Below are 12,377 nucleotides of genomic sequence, written 5' to 3' on the forward strand. Positions count from 1 at the left end.
CTAAGCTATCTCCAGCCCGGTTCGGAAGCCTTCCGTCCGGGGCACCTCGACGGAACTCCGGCACGACGCCGGTAGGACTCCGACAGAACTCCGGCGGAACTCCGACAGGACTCCACACAACGACGGGACGGTGCACTCCGTGCGCACTCAACGACTGGCGGGCGCGGTCATCTCGGCGCTGACCCTCGCCCTGCTCGCCACCGGCTGCGGCGGCAACGACACCGGCAGCAGCGGGGCGAAGGGCTCCGGTTCGACGGCCACCGCCGACCGCGTCGAGCCGCTGGCCACCGTCCCCGAGCCACGACTGCCGGTCACCGTGGACTCCGCCGACGGCACGAAGGTCACCGTCACCTCCATCGACCGGCTCGTCCCCCTGACCGGATCGCTCAACGAGATCGTCTTCACCCTCGGCCTCGGCGAGCACGTCGTGGCCCGCGACATCACCGCCACCTTCGAACAGGCGGCGAAACTGCCGGTGGTGACCCGCGCGCACGACGTCTCGGCGGAGAGCGTCCTGTCCCTCCGGCCGACACTCGTCATCGCCGAGACCACCACCGGACCGGCGGAGGCCGTCGACCAGATACGCGACGCCGGGATCCCCCTCCTCGTGGTCGAACCGGCCAAGAGCCTGGACGACGTCGGCAAGCGCATCACGACCGTCGCGCACGCCCTGGGCGTCGACGCGGCGGGCGACGAGTTGAGTACGCGTACGGCCGAACGGATCGCCGCCGTACAGAAGCGGATCCCGGCCCCCGCCGACGGCGGGAAGCCGCGCGTCGCCTTCCTCTATCTGCGCGGCTCGGCGTCGGTCTATCTGCTCGGCGGCCGTGACTCCGGGGCGAGTTCGCTGCTGGAGGCCGCCGGCGCCGTCGACGCGGGCAAGGAGTCGGGCCTCGACAAGGACTTCACCGCGATCACCAGCGAGGCGCTGGCGAAGGCGGCGCCCGACGCGATTCTCCTGATGACCAAGGGACTTGACTCGGTCGGCGGCCCCGACGGACTGGTGAAGATCCCCGGCGTCGCCGAGACACCCGCCGGGCTCGACCGCCGATTCGTCGCCGTGGACGACGGCGTGCTGCTCAACTACGGGCCCCGTACGGACCAGGTGCTCGCGTCCCTGGTCGAGCAGCTCTACCCGGACGGCGAGTGAGATGACCACCACACCCGCCGTACCGACCACACCCGCCGCACCGACACCACCCACCGCACCGACCGCGCCGCCGGGCCCGTCCCCGACCGAGGACGCCCCGCGCGAGGAACCTCAACGACGGAGCACCACCTGGCTGTTGACCGCCGGGCTGCTCGGCGTACTGCTCCTGCTCTGTCTGCTGTCCGCCGGGCTCGGCGCGTACGACATCCCGCTCGGCGACGTCCTCTCCTCCGTCCGCCACCGGATCGGCCTCGGCGGCGCCGCGCTCGAACGCGTCCCCGAGAGCGTGCTGTGGAACGTCCGACTGCCGCGCGTCGTCCTCGCGTTGCTCGTCGGCGCCTCACTGGGCTGCGCGGGCGCCCTGATGCAGGGCGTGTTCGGCAATCCGCTCGCCGAGCCCGGGGTCATCGGCATCTCGGCGGGCGCCGCGGTCGGCGCCGTCGCCTCGATCGCCCTCGGCCTGAGCTTCCTCGGCAACTGGACGGTCACCGTCTGCGCGTTCGTCTCCGGGCTGCTGACGGTACTGCTGGTGTACGCGATGTCCCGCTCCGGCGGCCGTACGGAGGTGGTCACGCTCATCCTCACCGGCATCGCGGTGAACGCCTTCGCGGGCGCGCTCATCGGACTGTCCATCTTCTTCGCCGACAACGCGCAGATCAGCCAGATCACCTTCTGGCAGCTCGGCTCGCTCGCCCAGGCGACCTGGCCCAAGGTGCTCGCCGTCCTGCCGTGCGCGCTCCTCGGACTGGCCGTCGCGCCTTTCTACGCAAGGAAGTTGGACCTCCTCGCGCTCGGCGAGCGGCCGGCCAGACATCTGGGCGTGGATGTCGAACGGCTCCGTGTCGTCCTGGTCCTGGTCGTCGCGCTGCTGACGGCCGCCGCCGTCGCGGTGGCGGGCATCATCACCTTCGTCGGACTGCTGGTCCCCCATCTGCTGCGGATGGCGAACGGCCCCGGCCACCGCTTCCTGGTGCCCGGCAGCGCGCTGGGAGGCGCGCTGGTCCTCGTCGCCGGCGACCTCGCGGCGCGCACGGTGGCGGCCCCGGCCGAACTGCCCCTCGGTGTCCTGACGGCGCTCTTCGGCAGTCCGTTCTTCTTCTGGTTGCTGCGCAGGACGCGGCGCAGGCAAGGGGGTTGGGCATGAGGGCCGGCACGATGGTGAAGGCCACGGCGCACGCCGTGCTCCGTGACATGTTCGCCGGGCGGGGAGGGGGCCGAGGCCGGGAGCTGCCCGCGCCCGTCGCCCACGGGGACGTCGTCGCCGAGGCACGGGGCCTGCGCGTACGGCTCGGGCGCCGCGACGTCCTCGGCGGCCCGGACGGCGGTGTGGACCTCGTCGTACGCGCCGGTGAGGTCCTGGCGCTCGTCGGGCCCAACGGGGCGGGCAAGTCGACGCTCCTCGCCGCGCTCGCCGCCGACCTGGACGCCGCCGACACCGGCGGCGGGGTACGGATCGGCGGCCGCCCGGCCCACGACTGGTCGGCGCCCGAACTCGCCCTGCGCCGGGCCGTGTTGCCGCAGGCGGCCACGCTCTCCTTCCCGTTCCCGGTGGAGGAGGTCGTGACGATGGGCCGCGCCCCCTGGGCGGGCACGGTCGCGGAGGACGACGACGAGGCGGCCGTGGCCGACGCGATGGCGGCGACCGAGGTCACCGAATTCGCCCGCCGCCCCTTCTCCGCCCTCTCCGGCGGCGAACGCGCCCGCGTCGCGCTCGCCCGGGTCCTCGCCCAACGCGCCCCGCTGCTCCTCCTCGACGAGCCGACCGCCGCACTCGACCTGCGTCACCAGGAGTTGGTGCTGCGCGTCTGCCGGGCCCGCGCGGCGGCCGGTGACGCAGTCGTCGTCGTACTGCACGATCTGGGACTGGCCGCCGCGCACGCCGACCGGGCCGCCGTCCTGCACGAGGGACGGGTCGTGGCGGACGGCCCGCCCGCCGACGTGTTCGACGGCGAACTCCTCAGCCGTGTCTACCGACAGCCCGTCGAGGTCTTCCCGCACCCGCGCACCGGGACCCCGCTCGTCATTCCGAAGCGGACCGGTAGGGTTCGGACGGTCAGTGGGGGTCACGGAGCAGAAGGCGACCGATGAGAAGGCCGATTCGGGCAGCGGCGGGGCCAGGGCGTGTTTCAGAAGTAGCGTCGTCCGCCCGCGGGGCGGGGCCCACGACGTCTGGTGCGTGCGATCGCAAGGCGGAGGATCATCCTCGTACTGGACGTACTTGGATGAGTCCGACAACGCAGCGAGGGCGCGTGCCAGGCGTCGTGGGCCGGACGCGACTTCTGAAACACGCCCTGGCAGCGGCGACGGTGATGTCGCTGCTCGCGAGTGGGTGTATGACGGTCCACGGTGAACTGGCGGTGCTGCCGGGCGCGAAGAAGTCCGAAGCGACCCAGGCCCTGGCGGACTTCACCGAGGCGTACAACAAGGCGGACAAGGCGTACGACCCGGGGCTGGACGCCGGCCGGGTCACCGGTGCGCTCGGTGCGATCAACCAGGCCGGGCTCAAGGCCAGGAGCATCACGAACCCGGACGGCAACGACCGGCACCAGCCGCTGGAGTTGACCGACGCGAAGTACCTCATCCCCAAGAAGGCGGGCTGGCCGCGCTGGTTCGTCGCCGACACCGACAGCAACCGCGACCGGGACGACGGGCCCGGCGACAACCGCTGGGTCCTGGTCTTCGTGCGGGGCGGCGCCGACCAGTTGTGGGAGGTCGCCTATCTCGCGATCCTCACGCCGGACGAGATCCCCGAGTTCAAGACCGACAAGGACGGCTACGCCGTACCGGCCCCGGCGGACAGCGGGTCGACGGCGGTGGCCCCCGGGGACGTGAGCACCGAGTACGCCTCGTATCTGAAGGACGGCGAGCCGGAGCACTTCGCACGGGGACCGCACACGAACGAGTGGCGGGACATCCGCGCGAAGAACGCCAAACTGCCCGGTCTCACCATCCAGTACAGCGATCAGCCCCTGGACGACGGGGACTTCGCACCTCTCGGGCTCGCCACGAAGGACGGCGGCGCGCTCGTCTTCTTCGCGATCAAGTACTTCGACCGGCAGACGGCCGCCCCCGGTTACACCCCGAAGGTGAGCGCCGACGTGAAGGCGCTGATGACCGGTGAGGTGGCGGACACCCTCACCAAGGAGTGGGTGTCGAGCCAGGCGGCGCTGCTGAAGCCGAAGGGCGCCGACGCGGACCAGGTGGACGTGGTGAGCAGGCTGCAAGGGGTGATCGGGGCCGAAGGCTCCTGAACACCCCTCGCAGACAGGGACGGACGTGACAGCCGCGCCGGAGGTCAGCGGCCGAGCGGCCAGGCCACCGGGTGCGGGTCCAGCTCGTGGTTCTCGCCCGCGTACCGCGCGCACGCGTCGGTCAGCGACTCCAGCAGCGTCAGCGGGTCGGGCAGCGGGTGCTCGGGGCCGCGCAGCCAGGTCATCGACAGCTCGCCGGGCAGTCTCGCCGGCGGTACGAGGACGTAACTGCCCCGGCAGTGCCAGCGGAAGCCCGGGTGCTCGTCCATCGTCTCGGGGTGGCAGTCCAGTTCACAGGGCCACCACTCGTCCTCGTCCTCGGGCGTGCCGCGGGTGGCGGTGAAGAAGAGCATCCGGTCGCCACCTGAGTCGGCCACCGGACCGACGTCGATGCCCGCGTCGAGCAGCCGCTCCAGCGCCCTGCTGCCGGCCTCCAGCGGGACGTCGAGGACGTCGTGGACCAGGCCGGTCGCCGTGATGAAGTTGGCTTCGGGCTGGTTCGTGGCCCAGCGTTCGATCTGTGCCTCGTCGGTGGTGGACTGCGTCTGCCAGGCGAAGGAGATGGGGTGCCTGGCGGGGGTGGGACAGCCGATGCGTTCGCACGAACATCGGTAGCCGATGGGGTGCGCGGCGGGCGAGACGGGCATACCGGCGGCGGCCACGGCGAGGAGCAGTGCCAGGCGCGCGTCGGCGTCCGGAGCGGCGGCCCGGCCGTCGTCGGACTTTCTGGCGAGTCGGCGCAGCCACTGGGAAACCCTGCCCTCAGTGCCGCGGTAGCGGCCGAAATCGTCGCCCATCTATCCCCTCACCTCATGCATCGGCCCTCTCGGACTCTTCCATGTTCGCACCATCCTGCGCTTCGGGGGGCCGCACTCCTCAACCGGGGTAGGGAGGCGGATGCCGATCACCGGGCCTCATCACGGGCTATATCAGGAAATGAGCCACCGATGCGGGCGATGGGCACCGGTGGTGTTCAACACATTCGCCGGCCGGGAACCGGGCCGGGGCGGTTCCGGATCGTGGTACGGCACTGAGTGCCGTACGCGGCGGCCGGAGGGACCTCATGGACCCGAGGGATCATGGACCCGACGGACCCGACGGACCCGACGGACCCGACGGACCCGACGGACCCGACGGCCGGGGAGCCAGCCCGTTCAGCGCGTAATCGACCAGCGAGTCCGCGTACGCGTGCGTGAGCGGCAGCGTCCGCAGCAGCCAGCGGTGCACGATCGGGCCGGTCAGCAGCTCCATCGCGGTACGCGGGTCGATGTCGTCCCGTACGGCCCCCGCCTCCTGCGCGGCCCGCAGCCTCCGTACATAGAGCGCGGCCTGCGGCTCCAGCAGCTTCTCCGCGTACTCGGCGCCGATCTTCGCGTCCACGATGCCCTCGGCGGCGAGCGCGCGGGTCGGCGCCTCGAACGTCGGGTCGTTCAGCTCGTCGACCGTGGCGCGCAGCACCAGCTTGAGATCCGCCGCGAGATCGCCGGTGTCCGGGATCTCGTACGCGCTGTCGTCCCCGCCGGCCGCCTCGGCGGCCTGTTCGCCGAGGTCGAGGAAGGCTTCGAGGAGTACGGCGGCCTTGGACGGCCACCAGCGGTAGATCGTCTGCTTGCCGACGCCCGCGCGGGCCGCGATGCCCTCGATCGTCGTCTTCGCGTAGCCGGCCTCCCCGACGAGGGACAGGGCGGCGGCGTAGATCGCGCGGCGTGACTTCTCGCTGCGGCGGGTGGAGTCCGGTGCCTTGCTTTCAGCCATTTCGGCAGCCTATCAGCGAGGCGAGACGCATCGTCTCGCCCCACGTCCTTTCCGGCGCGTACGGCGCGGATGACGGGACGGTGTCCATTCGGCACCGCCGGATGAACCACCCGATCGGATCACTGTGCGAAAGCCCTTCGGGGGCGGACCATGGACTCACCGCACACACCCCGTGCGACCCATCGTTCGTGAGGAGCCCTCGTTGCCTCGTGACGCCTCGCCCCGCCGCTATCTGATGTGCCCACCGGCGCATTTCAGAGTGACGTACTCGATCAACCCGTGGATGGATCCGTCGAAACCCGTCGATCTGCCGCTGGCTCTCGCCCAGTGGGAGGTGCTCCGCGACCGCTACCGCGCTCTCGGTCACACCGTCTCCCTGCTCGAACCCCGACCCGACCTGCCCGACATGGTCTTCGCCGCCAACGGCGCCACCGTCATCGACGGCCGGGTGCTCGGCGCGCGGTTCGCGCACCCGGAGCGCACGCGGGAGGCGGAGGCGCATCTGGCCTGGTTCCGCGCGCGCGGCTTCACCGACATCCATGAGCCGGCGCACATCAACGAGGGCGAGGGCGACTTCGCCGTCACCGGCTCGTACATCCTGGCCGGGCGGGGCTTCCGGTCCAGTCCGCTCTCGCACGACGAGGCGCAGGAGTTCTTCGGCCGGCCGGTGATCGGCCTCGATCTGGTCGATCCGCGCTACTACCACCTGGACACGGCGCTCTGTGTCCTGGACGACGCGGCCGACGAGGTCATGTACTACCCCGGCGCGTTCTCGCCCGGCAGCCGGGCCGTACTCGCCCGGCTCTTCCCCGACGCGCTCATCGCCGAGGAGGCGGACGCGGCGGCCCTCGGGCTCAACGCCGTGAGCGACGGCCGCCATGTGCTGCTCCCGCAGGCGGCGGCCGGCCTCTTCGCCCCGCTCAGGAAGCGGGGTTACGAGCCGATCGCCATGGATCTGGGCGAGCTGCTCAAGGGCGGCGGCAGTGTGAAGTGCTGCACGCAGGAGCTGCGGCAGGAGCAAGACCTGGACGTACGGAGGGAGTTGCTGCTCTCAGCCTGATTCGGGCGCGGGACCCGCTGCGGAATCCGTCGCGGGACCCGGCGCGTCGTGGGGTGGCCAGGCGTCGCCCCACGACGCGTCCCGCGCGGCGCGGTACAGCGGTCCGTGCCGCTTGCTCACCGTCTCGCGCCGCAGCCCGTCCGCCTCCGTACAGAGGTCGAGCAGCATCTGCCCCTTGCGGGTCTGCGGCTTACGGGTCACCCGCGCCCGTACCGGCTCCGCGTCGAAGCGCACGGCAGCCACGTAGCTGAACTTCTCGTCCTCGTACGCCAGCGAGCCCCCCTTCACCTGCCGGTGCAGCGACGACCGGCTCACCCGGGCGGCGAAGTGGCACCAGTCCGTGCCGGGTTCGATGGGGCACGCGCCGCTGTGCGGGCAGGGCGCGGCCACGCGCAGACCCGCCCCGATCAGCAGGTCGCGCGCCTCGATGACGCGCTGGTAGCCGTCGGGCGTCCCCGGCTCGACGATCACGACGGCCTGTCCGGCGCGGGCCGCTTCGGCGACGAGGGCGCCGCGATCGGCGTCGGTGAGTTCGTTGAGGACGTAACTGACGGTGACGAGGTCGCACTCGGGGAGCTTCAGCCCCGTACCGATCCTGGTACGGCGCCACTCGACCTCCCGCAGCGCGGGCAGCCGCGACTCGGCGGCCAGCTCACGGCCCAGGGCGAGCGCGGGCTCGGCCCAGTCCAGCACGGCGGTGGTACGCGCCCCTCCGGTCCTGCCACCTTCCTGGGTCCAGGTCGCCTCGGCGGCCCAGACCGCCGCCCCCGTCCCCCCGCCCACGTCCACATGGCTGCCCGGGGCCCACCCGGGCGCGGCCTCGGCGAGCGCGTCGAGCGCGGACCGTACGGCCTCGAACGTGGCCGGCATCCGGTACGCCGCGTACGCGGCCACGTCGGAACGGTCACGCAGCAGCGGCGTACCGGTCGGGGTGTCTCCCCGGTAGTTGGCGATCAGCCGTTCGACGGCCTGGGCCGCCTGTCGCGGCGGGAGTCCGTCGAGCAGTCCGGCCAGCGCGGCACGCAGGACTTCGGCGGTGGGGAGGGAGGCGTTCACCGCCGAAAGTGTAGGCGCCCCGGGAGTGGCCGGAATCCGCCTGTCCAACTCTCCGCGGGCAGCTGACGGGCATGGAATCGGGGCTGAACGGACTGCGGCGGGCACCGGCCCAGTTGCTACGCTGACGGCCGTTGCCGCTCCATCGCCACACCGTGCTCGCGGGGGGACCAAGTTGTCGTTTTACCGTGCTCGCGGTCTGACGCCGATGTCCTTGATGACCAAGCGGCAGAAGATCGTGCGCATCACGCTCATCGCCGGGGTGTTCATCCTCGTCATGCTGCTCGTACTGGCCAGTTGCGGCGGGACCGAGGACGACGCCAAGCCCCGGAAGCCCGTGGTCAGCACCGGCCCCGAGACCCAGCTGAACGTGCCCGACGGCTACAACACCCGGCGCGGCTGGGAGATCAAGGACGTGTCACCGCAGTACGCGGTCGCGTCCGCCACGGGTCTCGTCGCCTATCTGGCCCGGGTCGACGACAGCCGGTACCAACTGCGCACCCTGAACGCCGAGACCGGCAAGTCCGGTTGGTGGGGCCAGGCGTGGCGGCCCCTGGCGCCGGTGGACCGGTACCCGCGGCTGCTCTCGGTGACGAAGGGCGACAAGCAGTACTTCGTGACGTGGTCGTACGGGCGGCTCGGCGAGTACGCGCTGGCGTCGGCCGACTCCCTCGTCTCCCTCGACGTGTACGACGCGAGCACCGGCGAGCAGCGGCGGGTCGAGGTGCCCTGGGCGGACGCGCCGACCGTCACAAGCACCGGCCCCGGCATTCTGATCAGCGACGGCAAGGCCGTCAGCGCGGTCGTCGACCCGTCGACCGGCGAGGTGTCCAGGACGGCGCCCGGCTCGCTCGGCTATCCGAAGGACTGCCCGAACTGCAAGAAGCTGACCGAGGTGCGCGGGGTGACCGCGAACGGTCTGCTGGTGAGCGGGGTGAAGGAGTTCTGGGTACGGGGCGGCTGGTTCAGCCGGAAGGTCGCGCCGAAGGGCACCGAGCCCACCTCCGGGGTACCGGCGTCCATGTCGGCCGGCCATGTTCTCGCCAAGTGGCAGAAGAAGAAGGGCGTGAAGGACGCCGCCACGCACGACCTGTGGGTGGTGCACGCCCTGGACACCGGCAAGGCCGTGGCGCAGGTGCGGTGCCGTAAGCCCGCGATCAACCCCGCCGCCCAGCCGCAGCTCGTCTCCTCCCCCGACGGCCGCTATCTCATCGCGGGCAGGCTCGCCTTCGACCTGGACGAGAAGACGGCGTACTGCTTCGAGGAGACGGACGGCACGAAACCGCTGACGCTGACGTCGGTGTCGGACACGGGTATGGCGTACGGGGCGACGAGCGCCCGCAACGTGACGGACGCCCTGGCCGGCGGCGGCAACCCCGTACAGGTGAATCTCGCGACCGGCGAGCCCGAGCCGCTGGCGCTCAACGTGCGGCTGCCGAGCGGGGACGCGAACGGGGTGGGGCTGTTCCGCTGGACGGACGGCCAGGACCGGCAGCGTCTCATCGCCTACGTACAACGCGTCGAGGACTGACCGCGCGAGGCACCGTCGGTGACCGACCGCGCGAGGCGCCACTGTCGGGGCACGTCGCGCCTCGCGCGGTCAGGATCCGCTCAGGACCTGCTCAGGGTCCGCTCAGGTGCCGGCCGGCTGCGCCGCCCGGTGCTGCGGCTGCCAGGGGCGGCACAGCGCCAGGAAACAGACCAGCGAACCGACTCCGCACACCACCTGTACGACCGCCATCGGCACCGCCGTGGCCTCGCCCGCGATCCCGACGAGCGGTGACGCGATGGCGCCGATCAGGAACGACGCCGTACCGATGAGGGCCGACGCCGAGCCTGCGGCGTGCGGGGTGCGCATCAGGGCCTGCGCGTTGGTGTTGGGCATCGCGAGCCCCATCGCCGACATCAGGACGAACAGCCCGGCCGCGACCGGGAAGAGGCCGGGCTCGCCGAACACCCCGCTCGTCATCAGCAGCAGCGCGAGACCGGCGAGTGTGATGACGACCAGACCGAAGGCCAGCACCTTGTCCATGCTGACCCGGCCGACGAGCAGCCGGCCGTTGATCTGCCCGACGGTGATCAGGCCGATGGAGTTGATGCCGAAGAGCAGGCTGTACATCTGCGGCGAGGCGCCGTAGATCTCCTGCACCACGAACGGCGAGGCGGCGATGTACGCGAACAGCGCCGCGAAGGCGAGCCCGCCCGCCAGCATGTAGCCGGTGAACACCCGGTCGGCGAGCAGCCCGCGCATCGTGCCGAGCGCCTCGCCGACACCGCCGCTGTGGCGCTTCTCACTGGGCAGTGTCTCGTGCAGCCACTTCACGACGACGAGGGTCAGCGCGATGCCGACGGCCGTCAGGACGACGAAGATGCCGCGCCAGTCGGTGACCTGGAGTACCTGGCCGCCGATCACCGGGGCGATGACCGGCGCGACGCCGGAGATCAGCATCAGGGTGGAGAAGAAGCGGGCCATCTCGACGCCGTCGTAGAGATCACGCACCACGGCGCGGGCGATCACGATGCCCGCCGCGCCGGCCAGCCCCTGGAGGAGGCGGAAGCCGATGAGCAGTTCGACGGTGGGGGCCAGGGCGCAGATCGCGGTGGCGAAGACGTACACGACCATGCCGAGCAGCAGGGGCTTGCGCCGTCCCCACTTGTCGCTCATCGGTCCTACGACGAGCTGGCCGAGGGCCATGCCGGTCAGACACGCGGTGAGGGTGAGCTGCGCGGTCGCGGCCGACGAGCCGAGGGCTCGGGTGACGGCGGGCAGCGCCGGGAGGTACATGTCCATCGACAGCGGCGGCAGGGCGGTCAGCCCGCCGAGGACGAGGGTGACGACGATGCCGGCACGCCGTGCTGCGGGGATGCCGACGGCGGTGTCGGCCTCTGTCAGGGTCGAAGCGGTGGGTATGTGTCCTTTGCGTGAGCGTGTGGTCTGGCCGCCGTCCGGCATTCGCATCTCCATGTAGTTGAAACCCTCCCTATGCTCTCAGCTCCGGCCGTATGGTCGGGACCTTTTTTGTGTAAGGGGCATATATGACGGCGGAACACGACAGGGACGGCGGGAGCGGCACCGACTCCGGCACCGGCTCCGGCTTCGGCACGACGCGGTGGGGCGTTCTGGCCACGGGCGGTATCGCGGCGACGTTCACCGGGGACGTACAGGCCATGGCGGGCGCGGAGGTCGTCGCCGTGGCCTCGCGCAGTGAGGCGCCGGCGAAGGAGTTCGCCGACCGGTTCGGCATCCCACGGGCGTACGGCGACTGGGCCGGACTCCTCGCCGATCCGGACGTGGACGTCGTGTACGTCGCGACGCCGCATTCCGCGCACCGCGCCGCCGCGGGGCTCGCGCTCGAAGCGGGGAAGCCGGTGCTGTGCGAGAAGGCGTTCACGCTCAACGCGCGTGAGGCACGGGAGTTGGTGACGCTGGCGCGTGAGCGGGGTCTCTTCCTGATGGAGGCCATGTGGATGTACTGCAGTCCGGTCGTCCGGCGGATGACGGAGCTGATCGCGGACGGGGCGATCGGTGAAGTCCGCACGGTGCAGGCCGACTTCGGGCTCCAGGGTCCCTTCGGTCCCGAGCACCGGCTGCGTGATCCCGCGCTCGGCGGCGGCGCGCTGCTGGACCTCGGGGTCTACCCGGTGTCGTTCGCCCAACTGATCCTGGGCGAGCCCGACCGCGTACAGGCCGACGCGCTGCTCTCGCCCGAGGGCGTGGATCTCAACACCGGGATGCTGCTGGGCTGGGACTCCGGGGCGACCGCTCTGCTCAGTTGCTCGGTGACGGCCGGGACGCCGTCGACAGCGACGGTGACCGGCACGGCGGGCCGGATCGAGCTGCCGAGCGGCTTCTTCGCGCCGGACTCCTTCGTGCTGCACCGGGACGGCCGGGATCCCGAACAGCACACGGTGGAGAGCCCGTTGACGGGTATGCAGCACGAGGCGGCCGAGGTGGTGCGCTGTCTGCGGGCCGGGGAGACGGAGTCGCCGCTGGTGCCGCTGGACGGCAGCCTGGCGGTGATGCGGACGCTCGACGCGGTACGTGAGCGCGTCGGCGTCCGCTACCCGGTGGACAAGGCTTCCTGACGGACCATCAGGGTGGCGCGTT

The 12,377-nt window shown here is 71.4% G+C and carries 11 protein-coding genes; 7 read left to right on the forward strand and 4 right to left on the reverse strand.

The features are described 5' to 3' along the window. Positions 1 to 139 precede the first annotated feature (139 nt). The 4 genes from ACFUN8_RS09475 to ACFUN8_RS09490 all read left to right on the forward strand — a co-directional run bounded on the left by ACFUN8_RS09475 (position 140) and on the right by ACFUN8_RS09490 (position 4,401). Positions 140 to 1,150, forward strand: a complete 1,011-nt coding sequence (locus tag ACFUN8_RS09475; protein ID WP_383633901.1) for a hemin ABC transporter substrate-binding protein — start codon at positions 140 to 142, stop codon at positions 1,148 to 1,150. Position 1,151: 1 nt separating this feature from the next. Next, positions 1,152 to 2,294 carry a FecCD family ABC transporter permease gene (locus ACFUN8_RS09480; protein ID WP_383633902.1) on the forward strand — a complete coding sequence of 381 codons (1,143 nt, stop codon included), beginning with the start codon at positions 1,152 to 1,154 and terminating at the stop codon, positions 2,292 to 2,294. Positions 2,295 to 2,341: 47 nt separating this feature from the next. After that, the gene (locus ACFUN8_RS09485; RefSeq protein WP_383633958.1) at positions 2,342 to 3,238 is read left to right on the forward strand and encodes a heme ABC transporter ATP-binding protein; all 897 of its coding nucleotides are present in this window, start codon (positions 2,342 to 2,344) and stop codon (positions 3,236 to 3,238) included. Between the two features lie 221 nt (positions 3,239 to 3,459). Beyond that, positions 3,460 to 4,401, forward strand: a complete 942-nt coding sequence (locus ACFUN8_RS09490) for a hypothetical protein (protein ID WP_383633960.1) — start codon at positions 3,460 to 3,462, stop codon at positions 4,399 to 4,401. A gap of 44 nt (positions 4,402 to 4,445) precedes the next feature. Here the strand turns inward: ACFUN8_RS09490 and ACFUN8_RS09495 are convergent, their stop codons facing one another. Beyond that, positions 4,446 to 5,198, reverse strand: a complete 753-nt coding sequence (locus ACFUN8_RS09495) for a bifunctional DNA primase/polymerase (RefSeq protein ID WP_383633904.1) — start codon at positions 5,196 to 5,198, stop codon at positions 4,446 to 4,448. Between the two features lie 280 nt (positions 5,199 to 5,478). Next, positions 5,479 to 6,156, reverse strand: a complete 678-nt coding sequence (locus ACFUN8_RS09500) for a TetR/AcrR family transcriptional regulator (RefSeq protein ID WP_383633906.1) — start codon at positions 6,154 to 6,156, stop codon at positions 5,479 to 5,481. A 202-nt stretch (positions 6,157 to 6,358) separates the two neighbouring features. Between ACFUN8_RS09500 and ddaH the strand changes: the two genes are divergently transcribed. Further along, positions 6,359 to 7,216, forward strand: a complete 858-nt coding sequence (ddaH, locus tag ACFUN8_RS09505; RefSeq protein ID WP_383633908.1) for a dimethylargininase — start codon at positions 6,359 to 6,361, stop codon at positions 7,214 to 7,216. Here ddaH and ACFUN8_RS09510 read toward each other — a convergent pair. Further along, positions 7,208 to 8,272 carry a small ribosomal subunit Rsm22 family protein gene (locus ACFUN8_RS09510; protein ID WP_383633910.1) on the reverse strand — a complete coding sequence of 355 codons (1,065 nt, stop codon included), beginning with the start codon at positions 8,270 to 8,272 and terminating at the stop codon, positions 7,208 to 7,210. The two genes, ddaH and ACFUN8_RS09510, sit on opposite strands and share 9 nt — an antisense overlap. A gap of 214 nt (positions 8,273 to 8,486) precedes the next feature. Between ACFUN8_RS09510 and ACFUN8_RS09515 the strand changes: the two genes are divergently transcribed. Next, a complete protein-coding gene (locus ACFUN8_RS09515; protein WP_383633912.1) occupies positions 8,487 to 9,800 on the forward strand; it encodes a hypothetical protein in 1,314 nt (437 codons plus the stop codon). Between the two features lie 102 nt (positions 9,801 to 9,902). On the opposite strand, the gene ACFUN8_RS09520 is transcribed toward ACFUN8_RS09515, so the two are convergent. Next, positions 9,903 to 11,222, reverse strand: coding sequence for a Bcr/CflA family multidrug efflux MFS transporter (locus tag ACFUN8_RS09520; RefSeq protein WP_383633962.1), 1,320 nt, complete (start codon positions 11,220 to 11,222; stop codon positions 9,903 to 9,905). An 83-nt stretch (positions 11,223 to 11,305) separates the two neighbouring features. Between ACFUN8_RS09520 and ACFUN8_RS09525 the strand changes: the two genes are divergently transcribed. Further along, positions 11,306 to 12,355 carry a Gfo/Idh/MocA family protein gene (locus ACFUN8_RS09525; protein WP_383633914.1) on the forward strand — a complete coding sequence of 350 codons (1,050 nt, stop codon included), beginning with the start codon at positions 11,306 to 11,308 and terminating at the stop codon, positions 12,353 to 12,355. Positions 12,356 to 12,377: the final 22 nt, after the last annotated feature.

Origin of the sequence: Streptomyces sp. NPDC057307 (assembly GCF_042667665.1) — a bacterium.
Lineage (GTDB): Bacteria > Actinomycetota > Actinomycetes > Streptomycetales > Streptomycetaceae > Streptomyces.